At 69.8% G+C, this 21,134-nt stretch carries 17 protein-coding genes; 2 read left to right on the forward strand and 15 right to left on the reverse strand.

Annotated elements, in window-relative coordinates; genetic code table 11:
* Position 1: 1 nt before the first annotated feature.
* From ABD401_RS18520 to ABD401_RS18540, 5 genes are all read right to left on the reverse strand, one after another.
* Positions 2-1,438, reverse strand: a complete 1,437-nt coding sequence (locus ABD401_RS18520; RefSeq protein ID WP_344607448.1) for a wax ester/triacylglycerol synthase domain-containing protein — start codon at positions 1,436-1,438, stop codon at positions 2-4.
* The gene (locus tag ABD401_RS18525) at positions 1,435-2,919 is read right to left on the reverse strand and encodes an HAD-IB family hydrolase (protein WP_344607450.1); all 1,485 of its coding nucleotides are present in this window, start codon (positions 2,917-2,919) and stop codon (positions 1,435-1,437) included. The genes ABD401_RS18520 and ABD401_RS18525 overlap by 4 nt, the downstream gene beginning before the upstream one ends.
* A complete protein-coding gene (locus tag ABD401_RS18530; RefSeq protein ID WP_344607452.1) occupies positions 2,916-5,195 on the reverse strand; it encodes a glycerol-3-phosphate 1-O-acyltransferase in 2,280 nt (759 codons plus the stop codon). The genes ABD401_RS18525 and ABD401_RS18530 overlap by 4 nt, the downstream gene beginning before the upstream one ends.
* 42 nt (positions 5,196-5,237) lie before the next feature.
* On the reverse strand, positions 5,238-5,843 hold the full coding sequence (locus ABD401_RS18535) for an NADPH-dependent FMN reductase (RefSeq protein ID WP_344607454.1): 606 nt from the start codon (positions 5,841-5,843) through the stop codon (positions 5,238-5,240).
* Between the two features lie 92 nt (positions 5,844-5,935).
* A complete protein-coding gene (locus tag ABD401_RS18540; RefSeq protein WP_344607456.1) occupies positions 5,936-6,955 on the reverse strand; it encodes an ester cyclase in 1,020 nt (339 codons plus the stop codon).
* Between the two features lie 464 nt (positions 6,956-7,419).
* On the opposite strand from ABD401_RS18540, the gene ABD401_RS18545 reads away from it, so the two are divergent.
* On the forward strand, positions 7,420-8,676 hold the full coding sequence (locus ABD401_RS18545) for a hypothetical protein (protein ID WP_344607458.1): 1,257 nt from the start codon (positions 7,420-7,422) through the stop codon (positions 8,674-8,676).
* Here ABD401_RS18545 and ABD401_RS18550 read toward each other — a convergent pair.
* The 10 genes from ABD401_RS18550 to ABD401_RS18595 all read right to left on the reverse strand — a co-directional run bounded on the left by ABD401_RS18550 (position 8,657) and on the right by ABD401_RS18595 (position 19,839).
* Positions 8,657-9,595: a phosphate acyltransferase gene (locus ABD401_RS18550; RefSeq protein WP_344607460.1), complete on the reverse strand. Its 939-nt coding sequence runs from the start codon at positions 9,593-9,595 to the stop codon at positions 8,657-8,659. The two genes, ABD401_RS18545 and ABD401_RS18550, sit on opposite strands and share 20 nt — an antisense overlap.
* Complete coding sequence (locus tag ABD401_RS18555) at positions 9,592-11,409, reverse strand: acyclic terpene utilization AtuA family protein (protein ID WP_344607462.1); 1,818 nt, start codon at positions 11,407-11,409, stop codon at positions 9,592-9,594. Before ABD401_RS18555 ends, ABD401_RS18550 begins: the two co-directional genes overlap by 4 nt.
* Positions 11,410-11,546: 137 nt before the next feature.
* Positions 11,547-12,431 carry a hypothetical protein gene (locus ABD401_RS18560; protein WP_344607464.1) on the reverse strand — a complete coding sequence of 295 codons (885 nt, stop codon included), beginning with the start codon at positions 12,429-12,431 and terminating at the stop codon, positions 11,547-11,549.
* A gap of 116 nt (positions 12,432-12,547) precedes the next feature.
* Positions 12,548-13,567, reverse strand: a complete 1,020-nt coding sequence (locus ABD401_RS18565) for a hypothetical protein (protein ID WP_344607466.1) — start codon at positions 13,565-13,567, stop codon at positions 12,548-12,550.
* Positions 13,568-13,908: 341 nt separating this feature from the next.
* Positions 13,909-14,607 carry an ABC transporter ATP-binding protein gene (locus tag ABD401_RS18570; RefSeq protein WP_344607468.1) on the reverse strand — a complete coding sequence of 233 codons (699 nt, stop codon included), beginning with the start codon at positions 14,605-14,607 and terminating at the stop codon, positions 13,909-13,911.
* A complete protein-coding gene (locus ABD401_RS18575; RefSeq protein WP_344607470.1) occupies positions 14,600-15,367 on the reverse strand; it encodes an ABC transporter ATP-binding protein in 768 nt (255 codons plus the stop codon). Before ABD401_RS18575 ends, ABD401_RS18570 begins: the two co-directional genes overlap by 8 nt.
* On the reverse strand, positions 15,364-17,376 hold the full coding sequence (locus ABD401_RS18580; RefSeq protein WP_344607472.1) for an ABC transporter permease: 2,013 nt from the start codon (positions 17,374-17,376) through the stop codon (positions 15,364-15,366). Before ABD401_RS18580 ends, ABD401_RS18575 begins: the two co-directional genes overlap by 4 nt.
* The gene (locus tag ABD401_RS18585; protein ID WP_344607474.1) at positions 17,373-17,846 is read right to left on the reverse strand and encodes a hypothetical protein; all 474 of its coding nucleotides are present in this window, start codon (positions 17,844-17,846) and stop codon (positions 17,373-17,375) included. The genes ABD401_RS18580 and ABD401_RS18585 overlap by 4 nt, the downstream gene beginning before the upstream one ends.
* Entirely contained in the window at positions 17,833-18,231 is a 399-nt protein-coding gene (locus ABD401_RS18590) for a hypothetical protein (RefSeq protein WP_344607476.1), read from the reverse strand. Before ABD401_RS18590 ends, ABD401_RS18585 begins: the two co-directional genes overlap by 14 nt.
* 123 nt (positions 18,232-18,354) lie before the next feature.
* Entirely contained in the window at positions 18,355-19,839 is a 1,485-nt protein-coding gene (locus ABD401_RS18595; RefSeq protein ID WP_344607478.1) for an ABC transporter substrate-binding protein, read from the reverse strand.
* A gap of 498 nt (positions 19,840-20,337) precedes the next feature.
* Here ABD401_RS18595 and ABD401_RS18600 point away from each other — a divergent pair, with 498 nt between their 5' ends.
* Positions 20,338-21,054 carry a TetR/AcrR family transcriptional regulator gene (locus ABD401_RS18600; RefSeq protein WP_344607480.1) on the forward strand — a complete coding sequence of 239 codons (717 nt, stop codon included), beginning with the start codon at positions 20,338-20,340 and terminating at the stop codon, positions 21,052-21,054.
* Positions 21,055-21,134 lie beyond the last annotated feature (80 nt).

The following is a 21,134-nucleotide window of genomic DNA, read 5'->3' on the forward strand; positions in this document are numbered from 1 at the left end:
CCTAGCGCGCCAGCACCGGCGGCGGGTTGTCGCCGCCGACCCGCAGCACCTCGTCGAACCCGCCCACGAGCGAGTGCACGAAGGTCTCCGGGTCGGTGAACGACGCCGCGTCGTAGTTGACGCCGACGCACGCGACCGGGCCGTGCGTCGCGAGGGTGATCATCGCGGGACACCCCGGCAGCGGGGCGTACCCGTACAACCGTTCCACGCGCACCCCGGCGAGGTGGACCTCGACCCGGGGACCGGGGACGTTGCTCGCCTGGAGGTCGTTCGCCCTCGTCATGCCGCCCGCGATCTGGGCGATGACGCCCGCGGGGAGCCGGGCGATCGCCGGGGCGATCACGCTGAGGTTGTTCATCGCCGGCTCAGCGCGGGCGCGGCGCACCTGATCCCCGATCTCGAGCATCCGCTTCGCGGGGTCGACGATCTCCATCGGTCCGGCGAGGCGGGCGCTGGCGATCTCGTTGCCGCCGTTCGCGGCCTCCGCGGGACGCAGCGACATCGGGATGGCGATCGGCACCGGCTGCGGGGGCACCCCCATCGCCTCGTGGTAGAGCCGGTACCCGCCGAGCAGGGCGGCGAGGTAGGCGTCGTTGATCGAGGCGCCGACGGTCTTCGCGGCCGCGCGCAGCGCGGCGAAGTCGACGTCCAGCGCGGCGAAGCGCCAGTTGGTGCTCCGCTCCGCCAGCAGCGGGGACGGTTCCGCCGCGGGGGGCGAGAGCACCCGCTTGAGCGAGGAGGTGTAACGCGCCGAGGCGCGGACCGACTCCGGCGGGTTCGACAGCGCCCGCAGCGCGGTGCCGCCGGCCTTCCGCAGGACGTCCGGCGTCCCGAGCACGCCCTCGACCGCGTGGGCGCGCAGGGCGTCGAGGGGCGTCATCACTTTGCTCGGACGGGGCGTCAGTTCCGGGCCGGGCGGGGTCTCCAGCCCGGCCGGCGGATTCAGGTACGTCAGCAGCTTCATGATCCCGAGACCGTCGGAGATCGAGTGATGCAGCTTCAGGACGTACGCCGACTTGCCGTCCGGCATGCCCTCGTAGAGCACGGCCTCCCACGGCGGGCGCGCCCGGTCGAAGCCGCGCATCGCCGCCTTCTCCGCGGCAGCGAGCAGGCCCGCCCAGCCCGCGTCGTCGGGCAGACGCGTCCGGCGCAGGTGGTAGTGCAGGTCGAAGTTCGGGTCCTCGGCCCACCGCGGCGGCGCCAGCCCCATCGGCGGGGAGACGACGCGGTGCCGCAGGCGCGGGATCAGCCGGGTCAGGCGGTGGTGCGTCTCGACGACAGCGTTCCAGTTCGGCGTGCCGTCGAGCAGCTCGATGCCGACGCAGGTCGACCGAACCGGGGAGGCGTCCTCGACCCGCCACATGAGCGCCTCGAAGGCGTTCATCACGTCGCTGCCGCCGCCCCACTCGGCGCTCGCCATGGGGGTCTCGGTGGTCACGGCGTCGCCTTTCCGGCGCCGTCGGTCACCGACTCGGGAGCGGAGGGCCGGCCCGGCCAGTGCGCGAGCGTGTGCAGCCAGTCGTTGCGGATCGCCTCGGCGTGCGCGCTGACGTCCTCGGCCTTCCAGTCGGTGGTCTCGACCGGCGGGAGCACGACGACCTCGATGACACCGGACCGCACGGTCTGAGAACCCCGCCACATGACCTCGTTCTGACCCTTCATCACCATCGAGACGATGGGGACGCCGGCCTGCATGGCCATGTGGAACGCGCCCTTCTTGAAGGGCCCGAGGCGCGGGGTGGGCGAGCGCGTGCCCTCCGGGGAGAGCACGATCGACAGGCCGTTGCGGAGCTTCTCGACCGCCGGCGCCAGCGCGGCCTTGGGGTCTTTGACGTTGCCACGGTCGATGAAGGCGACGTCGGCGATCTGGAACAGCTGGCCGAAGCCGGGGATGTTCTTCGCCTCCTTCTTCGCCACGCCCGTGTAGCTCTGGCGCACCAGCTTCATCGCGACGACCGCGTCGATGTTGCTCTGGTGGTTGAAGATGAACACCGCGGGCCGGCGCGACCACAGGTGCTCGGCGCCGGAGATGACCTTCACCTCGACCCCGGCGAGCGCGAAGCCGAGGTCGGTGCCGATCGTCGAGGTGATGTCGACGATCTGCCCGCGGCTGCGGTTGAGCAGGCCCGCGCCCAGGCCGGCCACGAACGCTCCGGCGAAGGCGCCGTAGAACGCGCCGGTGCGGGCGAGATCGACGACGCCCGGGCGCTTCCCGCGCGGCACGCAGTCCAGCACGGGCCAACCGCGCCGCTCCGCCTCCTCGCGCAGACCCTTGTCGGGCGCGACCGCGGTGGGGTGCGCGACCGTGGACAGGAACGGGACGTCCTCGTCGCCGTTGCTGTAGGCGAACGAGCGCGTCAGGTCAATGCCCTTGGCGCGGGCGAGATCGACGACGGCGTTGGCTTTCTGACTCCCCCACAGCGGCGTGCCGCCGGTGCGGCCGGTGAGGACGCCGTCGATCGCCTCGAGCGGGGTGCACAGCACGTGGTCGGCCCCGATCGCCTCGGCCATCGGCTCGACCTGGAACCGCGTCGCCGACGACGCCAGCACGATGGTGTGCTCCATCGCGCGGTGGGCCTCGACCAGCTCCCAGATCTCCGTGTGCAGCTTGCCGGCGATCTCGGAGACGAAGAGCTTCTGACCGAGCTTGGTCATGTCCTCCTCGGTCTTGCCGCTCCAGGCACCGAGGGAGAGCTCGAGGAGCGCGGCGAAGTCCTCCTCCGTGTGGATTCCCCGCACGGCGGTCCACAGCGTCCTGGCCAGTTCCTGGGGACCGATGTCGAGGTCCTTGAAGCGCTGGTTGTAGAAGGTCGTCGCGGAGTAGCCCGTGATCAGCGTGCCGTCGTAGTCGAAGAAGGCGCCGATCTCCGGCCCGCGGGGCGAGGAGAAGACGTCCGCCAGCAGCTTGTCCAGAGTCATCCCAGCACCTCTTCGAGCAGGTCAGCCTCGAGCCGGTCGATCCGGCCGAGCCGTTCGAGCACGTCGGTCACCTCGGCGAGGTAGTGATGCCGGGCGGCCTGCACCGCTTCGGCCTCGACGGTGCCCGGGGCCGCCGTCTCCAGCAACCCGCGGTGCCGGGCCAGACGCAGCGCCGTCGAGTACAGCTCCCGCGACACGGAGTCCGCGCGGTGCAGGCGCCCGCGCAGCAGCATCTGCTGCCCGAGACCGAGGCACTCCTCCAGGAACGGACCGGTCACGACCTCCGCGGCCGGGTCCCGTTCGGCGAGCGCGGTCGCGACGACGAGCTGCGCGTCGAAGAACGAGCGCAGCGCCCGGTGCGCGACCAGCAGCCGCGAGGAGGACAGGATCTTGGCGCCGCCGTCGGGCCCGTCCTGGTTCTCCCAGTTCGGGTCGAGCAGCTGGAGCTCCTTCACCACGTCGGAGCGGAACTGCTCGCTCGGCGGGAAGAAGAACTCGAACTTGAGGAGGTCGCGCATCCGCTGCGCCTCCGCCCACGACTCGGCGATCGAGGACTCGCACACCGGCTTGGCGGACACCTCGAGCAGGGCGAGTTCGACGATCGCGCGCGTGACCAGGTGGTGCAGGGCGCCGTTGCGGTAGAACGCGGCGACCCGGTGCTGCCCGGCCTGGATCGACCACACCGGCTCGGGGCCACCGGTGAACACCGTCGCGACGCCGACGGCGACCAGGTGGTCGAGGGCGGCGCGGAGCCCGGCCTCCTCGCGGAGCGAGTGCGGCGAGGCGGAGTCGTTGTCGGTCCGCGGGATGCCGCGGGCGTCGAGGTAGTCGAGCAGCGGGGCCAGGACGCGACCGACCTCGGCGAGGGTGAGAGCCCGGTCGTGACTGCCGAGCAGCGTGAACGTCAGCAACGCCGACGAGGTCACCGGCGTCGCGCGGTTGATGCCGTCGCAGATGCGGAACGCGACCTTGTCCAGCTGCGCGGGACCCTCCCCCGCCTCGTCGAGCGCCTGCCGGAGCGAGAAGGGCTCCCCGAAGCGGATCCAGGCGTTGCCGCTCATCCGCTGCTGCCCGCGGACGTAGCGCGCGAGCCACCGGGTGCTCTCGGCCGCCTTCGCAGCGCCGCCCTGCTCGGCGTCCAGCGCGCGCACCTCGGCCATGTGGTCGTAGACGATCGAGACCGGGACCATCGCGACGTCCTCGGTCCGCTCGTCCTGGAGCGCGCGGACCAGGTACGCGAGCAGGCCCATCTTCGGCGGCCGCAGCTTGCCGGTCCGGGTCCGGCCACCCTCGATGTACCACTCGAGGTTGAACTTCTTGGCCGTCAGATATCCGAGGTACTCGCGCAGGGCGAACTTGTAGATCGCGTCGCCGGCGGCGTCGGTGTCCGCCCGGCGGATGAAGATGACGCCCGCCCGCTTGCCGAGCGGCCCGATCGGCCAGAACGACATGTTGTTGCCGCCGAGCAGGTGGTTGCGCGGGAAGTCCTTCTCGTGGAGGACCTCGGCGAGCACCAGCGGGTCGACGTACGAGCGGTGCGCGGGCAGGAAGACCAGCGCCTGCTCCTTGTTGAGCGCGCGCAGGCGCTCCAGGTTCGAGGTGTCGACCTGCACCTTCCACGCCCGCGAGTGCATGGGCGACAGGACGGTGCGGAACGCGTCGATCGCAGCCGGGCTCTGCACGGTGACGAGCTCGTTCAGGCACTCGCGGGCCTCGGCGAGCACCTCGGCCTCGGGTCGGCTGAGCTGCTGTGCGAGCTCGGCGGCCTTGGCGCGGAAGCGGGAGGACGCGGTGATCTGCTCGACCACCTGGCGCGGGACCTTGTAACGGTCACCGATCAGGCGGCGCTCCGCCCGGTCGACGGCCACCGTGGCGACCCGGCTCACGAAGGTCGCGAACGACGACGCGTTGCCGGTCTCCTCGGCGAACCGGGCACGCAGGTCCCCGACCGTGGCCGGCTCGCCGCGGACGACGCCGGCCCGGCCCGGGGAGTTGCGCACCAGGACCTTCTGCAGCGGGCCCGGTGGGCGCCGCGGCGAGAGGTGGGCCAGCAGCTCGGAGGGCCGGCGCGAGGAGGACGAGGTCGAGACCCAGGTGACCCGGACCGGCACCAGGAGGGTGTCGTCGGACAGGTCGTCGAAGCTGGCCTCGGAGTCGAGGTCGCGGATCGGGGCCCCGCGGTGGTTCGCGGCGACCCACTCGCGGATCAGCTGTTGTTCGGTCCGTGTGCGCCCCTGCGCCAGTACGACGACGGGTACATCCGGAGGGACGCTCACCGAGGCTCCTGTCGACGGGCCACCGGCCGGGACCGGCCGTGGTCAGACGGTACCGGCCACTGCCAGGTCCGTGACCAGCCCCGCCTTGCGCAGTTTGGCGAACTCGACGACCTGCTTGGCCACGGTCTCCAGGCCGAACTTGGCGCGCTCGTCGATGCAGGCGCCGTCGCCATCGAAGATCTTCTCCGTCGCGTTGATGGTGGCGCCGAACGGGCTCGGCCAGCCGCGCAGCGCGTGCACGGTCGTGCGCAGGCTCTGCAGCGTCGAGACGGTGGCCTGCCAGCCGTAGGACACGGCGATGCAGCCCACCGGGACCCCGTCGAGGTACACGCGCTCGTCCTTGTTGGTGTCCTCGAGGTAGTCGAGAACGTTCTTGATCATCCCCGACATCGAACCGTGGTAGCCCGGCGAAGCGACGATCAGGGCGTCGGCGGCCCGGGCCGCCGCGACGAACCGCTCCGCCTCCGGGGTCCGCTCCGACGTCTCCGTGTCGTAAATGGGGAGCATCAGGTCGCGGCTGACGATCAGGTCGACCACCGCTCCCTCGGCCTCCGCGGCCGCGGCACTGACCCGCACGGCCTTCTCCGAACTCGAGTTCGGGCGCGTCGAGCCCCCGATGCAGAGCACCCGGATCGGGCTTTCGGTCATGCCACTCGCCTCCTGTGTTCCGGTCACGCCGGAATCAACACCGGCGCAGACGCCCAACCTAGCGGGCGTCCGCGCCGGCGACGAACTCGTGCTCAGGCGCCCAGGCTCGCCACGAAGGCCGCCATGTCGAAGTCTTCCTCCCAGTAGTGCGGGCGGAGAATCGGGACGCCCAGCTGCACGAAGACGCGGTTGTCCTCGATGCAGGTCGACTCCAGGAGAATCTTCCCCTCCTCGTCGAACTGGTGGAAGGTCGAGCCCAGGGTCCGGATCGTCTGGCCGTTCGTCGGCAGGCCCCGGTAGGTGCTCGCGCCCTCGACGGTGAGGTTCCAGTGGGTGAGCTGGTGCCCGTTGCCCTCGAAGACCTCGGTCGCCTCCAGCGTCCAGCGGCCGTTCTCGCCGCTGGAGAGGCCGCCGAGCTGCGCGGCGAGCATCTCGCGGTCGGTGATGGTGTCCTCGAGGTGGTCGTCGACCATGTTCCACTCGGACGTGAAGTAGTCCGAGTAGAGGTGGCCGAGCGCCTCGACGTCGTTGCTGACCGCCGCACACCAACGCTGCGCGTGCTCCAGGCCGGAGCCGGCGCGGGTGAAGGCCGACCCGTCGCCCGCCTTGGCCACACCCGTGACCCCGGTCAGGCTCTTGGTCGGGCTGACCGGGCCGACCTGGCGCAGGACCGCGCCGGCGTCCCACCAGGAGGACTCGCGCACGATGCGGCCGGCCTCGTTGTAGATGTGGAAGGTGTGGCCCTGGGTGCCGAAGGGCTTGCCCGCGACGTCCAGGCCGATGAACATCCCGGCGTGCTCGGGGGCCCACTCCCAGCGCAGCAGGCCTGAGCGGCGGTCCCCGACGTAGGACCGGATCTTGAAGTTGTGGATGCCGAAGCCGTTCGTCGCGTCCTTGTTGGCGTACAGCGAGAACAGGCGCAGCAGGTCGGGCTTGGTGTGAATGTTGTGCTGATCGAGCATGACGTCCTCGAAGACGAAGCCCTCATCTTCATAGAGCGCGCAGACCGTCTCGGGGGCGTCCCGAAAAGCCTTCAGCCACTCGATCCCGAAGTTGTAGTGCACGGCGAGTCCCTCCGGTCGGGGGTCGGACGGGACGCCGGGGGCGTCCACGTTTATCGTGGTTAACACTAACCGGGCACATTGAACCGGCGCAAGCCCGTTCGAGGGCCAGGATTTGGTTAACAGCGACTCTCAGTGACGCGACACGGGAAGGGAGGCGCGCGATGGACGGCCGCGAGAAGGAGAAGGCCGTCGGGTCGGTTCCCGTCCCGGTGGAACCGACCCGACGGCACGCGGGGAGTTCGAAGCCTCCGCATGCGGTCGCGGCTTCTCCGGCTCACCATCCCCAGTGCGCCGGCTCCCCGTCGGGCCCGGTGCGGCTGACATCCGCGATGGGCACCGTCGAAGGGGGTGGGCAGCGGGACCCTCCCGGGGGACAGGTTACTGACGGCCAAACACAGCTGACAAGGTAGAAGAGCCGGCGTTCGGCGCCGACCCCGACGCGAACTGCGTCGTTAGACTTCAGGGCCCCTCCGGGGCGCCCGTCCCAGGACCCCTCGCAGGATGCGGAGATCATGGCTCGTCGACCCGGCCGGGTGACCGGTAAAGCCGCCCGGCGCAACCGCTGGTACAGCAAGCGGCGCAATCAGTGGATCGCGGCGGTGGTCGCGCTCGTCGTCCTCTGTGCGGGCGGGGTCGCCCTCGCCCTGAGCGGCTCGGACGACGACAAGGAGACCGCCGGCGACCGCTGGAAGCGGGAGGTCGTCGGTGACTTCGCCGGGATGTCCCAGGGCGCGGTCTCGTACCTGCAGACCGTCAACGAGTGGCGGACGGACAAGGCCGACGAGCGGAGCGTCGACGCAGCCGCTGACCTCGCCCTCGGTCAGTTCCTGACCACCCGGGAGTCGCTCGCGGAGCGGGAGCCCTTCCCTCCTGCCCCCCGCGCGCTGACCAACTACCGCGACGCGGTCGAGCTCTACATCGCCCACGCCCGGCTCGCCAAGCTCGGCGCCGCGCTCCGCGGGAAGGACAACGAACAGCTCAACCGGCAAATCCAGCTGATCATGGGCCGCGTCCGGTACATCGCCGACCGGACCTACGACCTCGGCAGTGACGAACTCGCGCCCTTCACCACACAGGAGCAGGAGGTCCCTGGCTTCGAGTACAACCGGGCCGTCGACGTCCCGTCATTCGCCGGGACCGACCTGGCACCCGGCGCGCCGCTGTCCCAGCCCCAGCCGGGTGTGCCGCAGAACCGCGAGTACCAGAACGTGCGCCCCGAGGGCACGATCGAGGACTGGAAGGCGGCGGTGGAGGCCGCGAAGATCCCCCCGGTCGAAGCCGAGGTGAAGGCGATCCGGGACGGATCGTCCGACGAACTGGATCGGCTCGCGAAGGAGCTGACCGCGGCCGCCGACGCCCTCTACGCCGCCCCGGACCCGCAGGACGAGCGCGAACTCAACACCCGCGTCATGCTCGGCCTGCTCACCCAGGCCGAGGCGATGCGCGTGGCCCAGGTCAGCCGGCTGGTCCCGGCCGAGCTCAAGACCGAGGCCATCGAGATCACCCAGGTGCTCGCGCTGCTCGGCAACGGCATGTGGGACGACGCCCGGCTCGGCGAGCGCGACCCGGGTTACCCGCGGACGCTGCTGACCGAGCGCCCCGCGGTCGCCCCGCCGCCGCTGCCGGAGGTCCCGGACGAGCCCATCGGCGAACCCAGCGCCTCCCCCGACGCCTCGCCGGGTGGCGAGGAGTCGCCGGAGCCCAGCGGGACGCCGGCGGCGAGCCCGGCCGCAACGCCGGAGCCGAGCGCTACGCCGGTGGCCGGATAGCGGCGGCCTGGAGTGCGGTGACGCAGGCGAGGTCGACGATCTCGTCGGCGTTCGCGCCGCGCGACAGGTCGTTCATCGGGAGCGCGAGGCCCTGCAGCACCGGGCCGACCGCGACCGCCCCGCCGAGGCGGGCGACGAGCTTGTAGGCGATGTTCGCGGCGTCGAGGTCCGGGAAGACCAGGACGTTCGCGGCACCGGCGACAGGGCTGCCGGGCGCCTTCGCCGCGGCCACAGTTGCGTCGAGCGCGGCGTCCGCCTGAAGTTCACCATCGACCGCGAGGTCGGGGTGCTGCTCCTGGACGAGCTTGAGGGCCGCCCGGACCTTGTCGACCCGCGGGTGCTGGGCGCTGCCCTTGGTCGAGAAGCTGAGCAGCGCCACCCGGGCGGTCTCGCCCAGCAGCGCCTGCGCGCTGCCCGACGACGCCACGGCGATGTCCGCGAGCTGTTCGACGGTCGGGTCGGGCACCACTCCCCCGTCGGCGAAGACGACCGTCCGCGGACCGCCCGCGGCGTGCGGGCAGTCCATGAGGAAGAAGCTGGAGACCGTCGACACCCCGGCCGCCGGACCGATGCCGCGGAGCGCGGCACGGACGGTCGCGGCCGTCGTCGCCACCGCGCCGGCCACGGCCCCGTCGGCGAGCCCCGCGCGGACCATCAGCGCACCGACGAGAAGCGGGTCGTCGAGTTCGGCGGCCGCGTCCTCGGCGGAGACGCCCCGGGCGGCGCGCCGCTCGACATGACCCGGCGTCAGGTCGGGTCGGACCTGCTCCCGCAGTTCGGCGGTCAGCAACACCGGCGTGCCGAGGCCGTCCCCGAAGGTTCCGGCGGCGGCCCGGACGCGCGGATCGTCCGCCTCGCAGAAGACGATCCGGGCGGGCCGGGCCGCGGCGCCGGCCCGCAGCCGTTCCGAGAGCGTCACGCGGCGGTGGCCACCAGGGCGGCCGGGACGGTGACCTCCATCGCGAGCAGGTACTGGGCGAAAGTCTTGCCCTGGGCGTCGAAGCGCAGCGAGTTCGCGCCACCGCCGCCGAGACTTTCGTGCAGCAGGAAGTTCAGGGCGAGCAGGTTGGGCAGTTCGAAGCGCTCGACCTCGCCGTTGCAGATGCCCTTGAACTGCTGCTTGACGACCTCGGAGGTGAGGTTCGCCTTGATCCAGTGGTAGATCTCCGGGCTCCGGGCGCGGATGCCGACGTTGCCGGTGTCGCCCTTGTCGCCGGAGCGGGCGATGCACAGCTGCATCAGCGGAACGGTGACGGTCTGCGAATCTCCGGGCAGGTCGGCGAGCTCGCGGGCGTCGTCGGCCGGGGTGGCCTTGCCCAGCGGCGCGGGCGCGACGCGGACATCGGTGTAGGCCGCGGCGGCCGAGGAGACCGGTTCGGTGTTGCCGTCGACGGTGACGGTGGCCTTGACCGCGTCGCGGGCGATCAGCGCGGGCCAGTGGGCCACGACCTCGGCCACGCGCGGGCGGCCCTGGTCGGCCGGCACCGTCATGCCGGGCAGGGCCTGAAGCATGATGCCGACCACCATCGGGGCGAAGTTCGCCTCGATCTTGGCCCGGTCCCGGTCGCGGACCCCGAACTGGACCAGCACCTCGCTGGGCTCGGTGGCGGTCAGCGAGGGGTGGGAGGCGTCCCAGCCGATGAACTGCGTCGAGGCCTCTTCGTAGGCGTCCATCCCGCCGGCCGCGTGCCAGAAGATCTCCGCGACCTTGTTGGCCTTACGCAGCGTGTCCGGGCCCGAGAGCAGCAGCCGCCCGACCGAGCGGTACCCGTCGGAGTAGGAGACGGCGACCTTGAGCAGCTCGGGCGGCGGCGCGCCGACGATGCCGGAGACGCGGACGCGGTCCGGGCCCTCCTGGGCCAGCTCGATCGAGTCGAAGCGCGCGATGCAGTCCGGGGACAGGTAGGCCGGGCCGCCCATCTCATACAGCAACTGCTCGGAGACCGTGTGGACGCTGACCAGGCCCCCGGTGCCCGGGTGCTTGGTGACGACGAACTCCCCGTCCGGGTACACCTCGACCAACGGGTAGCCCATGTTGCGGTGGTCCGGGACCAGGTGCCAGTCGGTGAAGTTCCCGCCCGTGCACTGGCAGCCACACTCGATGATGTGCCCCGCCACCACCCCGGCCGCGAGCTTGTCCCAGTCGTCGGCCGCCCACCCGAAGCGGTGGATCATCGGCGCCATCGCCACCGAGGTGTCGGTGACCCGCCCGGCCACGATCACGTTCGCGCCCAGCTCCAGGGCCCGCACGATCGCCGGTGCCCCGATGTAGACGTTCGCCGACTGCACCCGCTCGCGGATGTCGCTGAGCGGACGGCCGGTCTCCATGTTCGTCAGCGCCTGACCCGAGGCGAGCAGATCGTCCAGGTCCGTGTACAGGTCGTCCCCGGACACCACACCGAGCTTGACCTTGTCCCGGACCCCGAGCTCGGTCGCGAGCTTCTCCACCGCCGCCGCACACGCATGCGGGTTCACCCCGCCGGCGTTCGCGATGATCGTGACGCCCTTCTCCACACACGGCACCAGCACGTCCCGCAGCTGGGTCAGAAAGTCCCCCGCGTACCCCAGCTCAGGGCGCTTGGCCTTCTGCTTCTGCAGGATCGCCATCGTCACCTCGGCCAGGTAGTCCATGACCAGGTAGTCGATCGGCCCACCCTCGACCTGCCGCTTCGCCGCCGTGGGGTCATCCCCCCAGAACCCGCCGCAGTTGGCGATGACGATCTTCTCGGTCACGGGGAACCTCCGGGTGAGACGGTGTCGGGTCAGTTAACCACAGTTAACGTGCGCCGCCGGATGGAGCTGCTGGGAGCTTAAGCACATCCGCCCGCCGACTGGAAAAGCCGGCGGGCGAAGGTACCAACTATCGGTCGTCAGACGACGGTGGCGGCGATCCGCTCCGTGCGGCTCATCGGCGAGAGCGACGGGGCCCGGCCCTCGAGCTCCGCGAGCCGCTGGACCGCGAACAGCGCCTGGCTGGTCCAGTACAGGCCGGCCGCGGCCAGGCCGATGCTCACCGGAGCCATGGCCCACATGATCGCCGTCGAGGGGTTCGGCGCGTTCATCGCGACCAGCGTCGGGAAGCCCGCACCGAGGCACTCGAACGCGAAGTTCGCCGGGAACACCATGAACACGATCAGGTTGTGCTGCCACTTGGTGGCGCGCAGCTTGATCACCGCGCACAGCACCGCGAAGCCGGTGATCTGCGCGCACTCCATGAACGCGATGAACAACGGGTAGTTGAGGAACCGCATCGGCGCCTCCCCGTAGTAGGTGTACAGGCCCGAGTTCACCGCGATGGTCTCGAACAGCGCCGTCGTGAAGGCGGTCAACGCGGCGTAGGAGTAGATCTTCTTCAGCGTCACTCCGGCCGCGAAGGCGCGGTAGAGGAGCACCGCCGGCAACGCGAACACGACCACGTAGGCCGGCATGACCCAGACCGGTTGCGGCAGTCCGAACGAGGTGAAGAGCGTCCACTGGGGGCCGTTGCCCTCGGCGTCTGCTCCGAGCCAGTGCAGGTGGTAGGTGATGTCGTAGATGGGCTCGAAGATGCTGCCGGCGGCGACGGCCAGGACGATGAACACGGGGAGCGGCGAGCGCTCCTGGCGGCCGATCCTGGCGGCGTAGACGAGCAGAGCGATCGTGCCCGCCCACAGGCCGACGGTGGCGACGGTCTGCATGACCTCGTTGAGGTCACGGCCGTACGTCTCCGGCGTGGGCAGCGGGACGGGTCCCGCGTCACCCTGAAGTCGATTCATCAGGAGTCCTTCGGGTCAGCGTTGAGCTTCCGGAGGTCGGGCTGGGGAACCGGGGACGAACGGCCGAGGTCCGCCGCCCCCGACCGGGACGACGGACCTCGGGAACCAGAGCGCCGTCAGACGCCGCGGTTCATCGCGAACCGACCGAACAGGAGGTGCCCGCCCAGCACCGCCATGCCACCCAGGAGGAGCAGCCCGTAGAGCAGCTCCGTGTCGGTGCCGCGCTGAGCGGCGGCAGGAACGAACCCGAGTGAGGTCGGGAGGATCTCCCCGGAGACGAGCGGGCCGGCCACGTCGGCGACGCCCTCGGGCAGCGGGCTCAGGCCCGTGTCCGTACCGGGCAGGGCACCGACGGCGCCGGTGCCGAGATCGACCGCCGGGGCACCAGCGGCGTCCACGGTTGCACCCGTGTCGGCGCCGCTGATGCCGCCGGCGGTCGTGGAGTCGGTGCTCGCCCCCGAGTTGGCCGACCCCGATCCGACGCTGTCCGACTTCGCGAAGTCGATGGCGTCGTTGAGCGCGCTGACCGAAGCGCGGCCCAGGATGAACGTGACCGTCAGCGGCTCCGCCCCGGGAACCGCCTGCGTCGTCGTGACCTTGAGACCACCAATGGTGTAGGTCATCGCCCCGGTGGCGGCGTCGGTGGCCGTCTCGATCGGCGCGACGTCGAGCTGGATCCCGGCGTTCTTCAGGACCTCGTTCGCCTGGGCGATCGCGTCCTTGGAGCTGGCCTCCTGGCCCAGGTAGCGGAACCCGTTCTGGTTGAAGCCGAAGTCCTGGCCGTTCACCGAGAACCGACCGAAGGTCTGCGAGGTGATCGTCGGGGCCTTGCCGGGCGTGGTGCTGTCGACGATCTTCGCCTGCGCCACGGAGTACCCGACCTCGAGCGGACCCTGCACGAAGCCGGCGACCGTGCCCGAGGCCTCGGCAACCGCGTTGTCCTTCACGACGGAGACGACAGCGTCCGCGGTCTCCTGCTGGTTCGGCGCCGGGATCTCCGGCGGCGCGCCCTGCTCGCCGTGCGCCTTGACCGTCGTCTCGCCACAGTCCACGGTCGTGCGGTACCAGCCGCCGTCGTCGGCGGCCTTGTCCGGCGAGCGGCACTCGATGTAGCCAGGAACTCGGGTGAAGGGCACCGGAAGGGCGAACCCGAAACCCGACGGTAGACCCGCCGCCGTGCCAGGTAGATTCTGCCCCGTAGTCCCGAGGTAGGGCGAACTGGCGAACGCTTCGCCAAGGCCGTTAGCCAATTCGGCATGAGCAACGAGCGAGGACGCCTCGACCTCGGGGGAAGCGGGCACGCTGGCCGAGATGACCTCATAATATTGCGCGTCGCCCTGGGCGGTCAGCGAGTACGTCGTGTTCATGTCCGCAGGAATCAAAGGGTCAGCGCTGGCCGACCCGACGGGTAACGTGATGAGTGCCCCCGTGCTGGCGGTCGCGACCGCGGTGAGGGCGAGAGCCCAGTGCGGCGCCCTCATGACGCCAACGACCCGAGGTAGCTGTTCATGATCGTTTCCTCCGAGATCTCGCCGGGCTCTCCGGCAAAACTGATACGGCCGCGGTCGAGGATGTAGACGTAGTCGGCCAGCTGCAGGGCTTGACCGACGTACTGCTCGACGAGCAGCTGCGAGATGTTCGACTTCGACAGGTCGTGGAGGTAGGCGAAGATCTCCTCCACGATCTTGGGTGCGAGGCCCATCGACACCTCGTCCAGCAGCACCACGCGAGGGTTGCCGACGTAGGCGTACGAGAGCGCGAGCATCTGCTGCTCGCCACCACTCATCGTCCGCGCCACCTGGTTGGCCCGCTCACCGAGACGCGGGAAGACCGACGTGGCCTTCTTCAGGGACGCCTTGAAGTTGCCGGGCGGGGCCTGCAGCCGGATGTTGTCCGTGACCGTGAGCGAGGGGAAGATCCCGCGACCCTCGGGCACGTGGCACACCCCACGCTTGGCCAGCTGATGCGGCTTCAGATTCGTCACGTCCTCGCCGTCGATCAGGATCTGTCCCGACCGCGGCTTCAGCAGCCCTGAGGCGACGCGCAGCAGCGTGGTCTTTCCGGCCCCGTTCGGGCCGAGCAGGGCCACGACCGCGTTGTCCGGCACGGTGATGCTGACGTCGCGCAGGACGGTGCCGGTGTCGTAGCCGGCCGTGATGTTCCGTAGCTCAAGCAACGCTGGCCTCCCCCAGGTAAGCAGCGCGCACGAGCTCGCTGTGCAGGGCCTGTTGTGTGGTGCCCTCGTAGATGATCTTTCCGAAGTCGAGGACGTAGATCCGCTCGCAGATCTCGGCGACGAGCGGCATGTCGTGCTCGACGATGAGGATCCCGGTGCCGGTGTCCGCCACGAAGTCCGTCAGGACCTTCCCGAACACGTGCGTCTCGGAGACGTCCAGACCGGACGACGGCTCGTCGAGCAGGAGGAACTTGAACGGTGTCGCGATGGCCCGGGCCAGTTCGACGAGCCGGCGATGACCGGTCGACAGGTCACCGACCGTCTTGTTGGCCAGGTGCGTGATGCCGCAGCGCTCCATCGCCTCGTTCGCTCGCCGGTTGACCTCCGCCGCCTCCTTGCGGGTGGCGTAGATCTGACCGAGGAGCCGGAAGCTCGAGAAGTGCGCGGACGGACCGGTCCGCACGTTCTCGGCCACCGAGAGGCTCTCGAACAGCTCCATCCGCTGGAACGTGCGACCCAGGCCGTGGTGCGCCCGGTTCGACGTGCGGTGGCCGTCCAGCCGGTGATCCCCGAGCTGCACGGTGCCCGAGGTCGGGCGGTTGCGGCCGGTGCACGCGTTGAAGAAGGTCGTCTTGCCGGCGCCGTTGGGCCCGATCAGCCCGGTGATGGTGCCGCCCTTCGCGTACACGGTCGCGTCGTTGACCGCGGTGATGCCACCGAACTTCACGGTGACGTTGCGGACGTCGAGATCGACGCTCACTGCTCGCCTCCTCTTCCGCCGGTCCCGCTGCCGACCAGCTCCCGGGAGTCCGGACGCTCGACGGACGTGCGGAGCTGCACCGGCCGCACCGGGGTGGACGCCACGCGCTCACGGTTCGGGCTCCGGACATCGCGCTCGGCGCCGAAGCGTCCGAGTCGCGCCACCCGGCCGGGAACGTCGAGCGCGGGCCAGATCGCCACCAGCACCGCGAGCGCACCGAAGATCACGCCCTGGTACTTGATGAAGGTCTCGGTGTTGAACGGCGGGTAGATCTTGATCAGCTGGAACAGGATCGCCGCGATCAGCGGGGAGGCGATCGGACGCCGACCGGCGAACCCGAGCACCGCCACCATGACGAGCGAGACCGTGATGTTGAACGGACCCGTGAGGGCACCACTCGCGCTGCCCGGGACGCCGGCGATCAGGACGCCGCCGACGGCCGCCATGGCCGAGGCCATGCAGAACACCACGACCCGCATGAGGTTCGTGTTCGCGCCGTGGGCGTCGAGCGCCACCGGCGAGTCGGACATCGCACGGAGCAGGCTGCCCAGACGGCTCCGGCGGACCAGCAGGACCGCCGCGCCCATCAGGACCGCGACTATGAGGCAGAGGTAGTAGTAGCCCCGACTGGTAGTGAAGTCGATCCCGAGGATCACCGGGCGCGGGACCGCGATCTGCTGCACGTCACCGAACATGAACGGCGTCCCGTAGAACACCTGCTGCATGACGATGCCGAAGCCGAACGTCGCGACCGCGACGTAGATGCCGGCGAGGCGGATGGCCGGGATGGCCACGATCGCACCGGCCGGGATGGCGACGAGCGCACCGATGAGCACCGCGAGCGTCCACGGCACCCCGCGACCGAGCATGTGCCCGGCGGTGCCGGCACCGATCGCTGCGAAGGCCATTTGGCAGAGCGAGATCTGGCCCGACATCCAGACGAGCATCCCGAGCGAGGCGAAGACCACGAAGTAGCCCAGCATCGAGGCGTACTGCGTGATGTCCGTCGTCGGGACCACGAACGGGATCGCGACCAGGACCGCGAGGAGGGCGCCGAAGCCACCCCGCGTGACCGGCGGGCTGTACGTGCGGATCGGCTTCAGGCGGCGCGCGTTGCGAACTCCACGCTCCGTCAGTTTTCGCGCCGGCACGATCAGGAAGACGATGAACAACACCAGGAACGGCAGGTTCGCCGGGAGGAGCTGGATGGTCAGGTCGTCCGACCACTTGGTGGTCTGGGACGGCAGGTAGGCCACCAGGATGCCGATACCCATGGCGCCGACGACCGTCAGCGGAAGGCTCTCGAACCGCCCGACCGCCGCGGCACCGTAGGCCGCGATGACCAGGAGGATCAGCGTGTTGACCGACACACCGAGGCGCGGGGCGAGGAAGACACCCGAGACCGAGGCGAAGCAGCAGCCGACGATCCAGCTCAGGCGCCGCACGGTGGCCGGGTTGATCGCCTGCAGGCTGAGCAGGTTCGGGTCGTCGACGACCGCGGTCGTCGCCTTGCCGAGGCGGGTCTTCTCGAAGAAGAACCAGAGCGCAGCCGCCGCACCGAGGGAGAAGATCACGATCGCGACGTCCTCGACGGTCACCTGGAAGGTGTCGATCGTGAACAACGTGTCGCGGGGCAGATAGGGCTCCATGAAGATGTTCGCCGAACCGTAGACCGCCGTGCACAAAGACTGCAGGAGCACCAGGAGTCCGACGGTGGCGACCACCACCATCACGGTGGGCGCGGTCGAGAGCAGCGACGCCAGTCGTTCGACGAGGAGACCGCCGATCACGCCGACGAGGAGCACGGACAGGGCGAAGGCCGGGGCCCAGTGCATGCCCTGCTTCATGTGCAGGTCGTAGAAGACGTACGCCGCAGCGGCCGCGATACCGCCGTGGGCAAAGTTGAAGATGCCCGAGGTCTTGTAGGTCAGGACCAGCCCGAGCGCGACCAGGGCGTAGATCGATCCGGCGCTGATGCCGGACGGGAGGAAGGTGATGAACTCTCTCATGGGAGGCACACTCCGCAGGGGGTTCGACCGGCCCGCTCGTGCTCCGCGCGGGAGCGAGCGGTCCAATCACGGTCGGCGGCGAGAGCGCAACTCTCGCGGTGGTAGTGACGCAGGTCGTCCGCCCCGACGAGCGCAGGCTCGGTGGCCGGCGTGACGTCGAGCGACGCACGCCCCACGGGCACCAACTCGGGGACAGGGCCCAGCACGGCGACCCGTCGCATCGACACCGCGCGCCGGCCCGCGATCAGCAGGGCGACCCCCGCTGCGTTGGCGAGGACCGTGCCGAGGACGGCGAGGCTGATGCCGGGGACCTGGTCGTCGTACACGACCTCGCTACTCACACGCGAGGAACCCACGACGAACAGGACGAGCCCGACGCCCACCACGGCGGACGCGAGGCCGACCATCTGGGGCGTCCACGGCGCCAACGTCGACGAGGAGCGGCCCCGCGTTCGGCTACGCGTGCTCACGGGAGGACACCGCGTTGGCGAGAGCAGGCTGCGTCGTGGCGGCCGAACCGTTGACCGCGCGGCTCTGGGACCGCTGGGCGACGTTGGCAGCGGAGGAGTCCGTGCCGTCGCTCCACCGGAGCACGCCGTCACCGAGGGCCTGCTCGATGCGGTCGAGCTTGCGCCACTCGTCCCGCAGGTCCGCGGAGATCCACAGGGTGGCCCCGAGACCGAGCATGAACAGACCGGCAATGCCGCCGGACACGATGTAGCGGGTCTGTTCGGCCAGGACCACGGAGTCGGCGACCCCGATGTAACCCGCGAAGAGCGCGATGACGCCGGCAAGCGTCAGGACGACTGCCGCGGTTCGATCCCACTGCTTCTGCATGACATTGATGAGGTTCATTACCACTCCGGGTCGGGTTGCTCGTCGCGAGCCGTTCTGCGATGGAGGTTCAGAGGGTGACCCTTCAGCGGGCCCAGTGGTGCTGTGCCCGGCAGCGTTCCTGCTGCCGGGCACAGCGGCAAATCACTTGCTCTGCGGGTCGCTCGGGGCGATCACGTCGGTGCACTGGAGCTTGGTGTCCACGGAGCCCCAGCCCTTGTTGGCCTTGTCCGAGGTCGCGCCGTACAGGCAGTACGGAACCTTCGGCGTGCCGCCCTTGTTGAAGGTGAGCGGACCGGAGAGGCCACCGAGCTCGGTGAACTTCTGGCCCTTGAACTCGTAGAGCGCGTCGAGGAACTGCGCCGTGGTCGGGTTCTCCGTGAGCTTGGTGCTCGCGGCGACCAGCAGAGCGCCCGCCTGCCAGCCGAGGCTGGCCGCGCCACCGGCGTTGTAGCCGGGGCGGAACTTCGCGACGGCCTGCTGGTAGTACTGCATCGCCGCGTTGCCCGGGAACTGGCCCTTGCCCGCCATCCACGGGAAGTGGTTCATCGGGACGTAGGTGCCGCCGAGGTTCGGGTTCCCGAGGAACTGAGCCTCGTTACCCACACCGAGCGGGTAGCCCAGCCACTGAGGCTTGTAGCCGACCTTGGCGCAGCTGTTGGCGAACCGGTTCTGCGTCGGAGCGTCGTTGGTCTGCGCCATGACGGTGACACCGGCGTTGCGCGCCGCGATGCACTGCGGCGTGTAGTCCGGCGAGGTGATGGAGATCTGCACCTGGTAGGCGGCCTCGACGCCGAACTTCGGTGCCAGTTCCTCGAACGCCCGGTTGATCTGGGTGCAGGCCTGCGGAACCTCGAGGCAGTAGTTGTTACCGACCTTCTTGGCGCCGAGTTGCTTGGCCTTGTTCAGGTAGCCGTAGGCGATCGACTGCGGCGGCGAGCCCTGCGGGAAGAGCAGGGGCTGCGTGAACCAGGTGTTGTTGGTCAGGTCGCCACCGATGATCGGGATGCCGGTCTCGTTGACGACCTTGATGATGCCGTCGACGGTGAGGACCTGGATGTTGCCGAGGAAGGCCAGGATCTTGTTGTTCTGGATCATCTTGCGACCCTCGGTGACCGCGGTGGCCGGGTCGCCCTGGTCGTCGGCGATGAACAGCTTGATCGGGTGGCCATTGAGGCCACCACAGGCGTTCTGCGACGCCACGAAGATCTGCAGCGCCGGGACGACCGGGCTGAACAGCTCACCGAGGACGCCCGAGAGCGTCGAGACATTGCCGATGTTGATCGGGGTGCCGGTCGCCGGCTTGCACGCGGCCTTGCCGCCGAAGATCGGCAGGTTGGCCAGCGCCGCGGTGCCCGTTGCCCCGCCGGAGGCGGACCCGCCACCGGCGTTCGCCTTGGCGCCGCCCTTGGCGTTGGCGGCACCGCCGCCGGCGTTCGGGTTGGTCGCGGCGTTCGGGTTGGCGGCCGCGGCGCCGGGGTTGGCCGCGGCATTCGGGTTCGCCGCGGCCGCACCAGGCGCAGCGGCGTTGGGGTCGGCCCCGGTGGCGCCGGGGACCGCGACGGAGCCGTCCGCGGCGAGCTCAGGAACCGCGCCCTGCGCGTCCTGACCCGCCTGTCCGGCTGCCACGGTGTCCGGCACTGAGGCGCCGCCACAGGCCGTCGCCGTCAGACTGACGGCTGTGACGATCGCTGCGGCGGACAGGAACCGCCGTAGTCGCGTCGTTGATCTCATGAGGGGTTCTGCCTTCCCACGGAGGAAATCAGGGGGGCTTCGTGCCTGGGGGGTCGCAATGCCAGAAGCGGTGACGTGAACGCGGGTCCTGGCAAGTCGGTGTGACGCTAATGGTGGATAACATGAGTGTCAAGGGTCACTGTCCGATTTGCCCATCCGGCGGACGCAACGATCGGCCCTAGGCAGCCAAGAATGGGCAGGTCAGAGGGGACTCGACCCCAAATGGCGAGAATGGCACCTGCGCACAGCTTCCGTGCCGCAATTTCCCTGCTAACTTGTTAGCAGGAAGTCACTCTCGGCGCCGTCGCTGCGCATTGAGTCTCCGGTGAAACATCATGGGGTCGAACGCAGTCGCTTCGGGCGCGGCGGGCGACGCGAGAAGAGGAAGTCCACATGGCAGCGCAGAGCAACGGCTCCCGGACACCACGCCAGCGCGAACTTATCGCCGCGTCGGCGCGACTGTTCGCTCGCGACGGCTACCACGCCGTGGGGATCAACGAGATCAGCGGCGAGCTGGGCCTGACGGGGCCGGCGTTCTACCGCCACTATCCCAGCAAGGAAGCCCTGCTGGTCGCGATCCTCGACGACGCGATCACCGTGCACCTCGAGCAGGTGACCGACGTCGTGCGCTCCATCGGCGACCCGCTGGACGCCCTGCAGGCGATCATCGACAACCACGTCGACTTTGTCTTCGACCAGGCCGACGCCATTCAGACCTGGCGGACCGAGTTCCGCAGCCTGCCCGACGCCGACCGGCACCGCCTGCGTTACCTGCAGCGCCTCTACACAGAGGAATGGGTCCGCGTCGTCCAGGAGCTGCGCAACGATCTCGACGTCGAGATCGTCCGGACCATGTGCCAGGGCGCCATCGCGCTCATCCAGTCCGCAACGGAGTTCCACAACCGCCTCCCGCGCGAGGTGGTCGGACCGACGCTCTCGCGGATGGCGATGCACGTCCTCATCGGAACCCCCACCGGGTCCCTGCCCGTTCCCCGCGCCAGCAACAACGGTCGCGTGAATAGCCGTTCGCCTTCGAGTGACGTCCCCGAGCCGGCCGGCGCCCCCGCCCCGAAGCCCACGTCCGCCGCACGCACGCGGCGAACTGGCTGAACATCACTCCGTGAGCCGAATCCTTGGCCTGACAGAGTTGTGCCCAGGGGAGTTAATCGCTATAAACGTTAGCGACAGTC

Origin of the sequence: Sporichthya brevicatena, from assembly GCF_039525035.1 — a bacterium.
GTDB classification, from domain to species: Bacteria; Actinomycetota; Actinomycetes; order Sporichthyales; family Sporichthyaceae; genus Sporichthya; species Sporichthya brevicatena.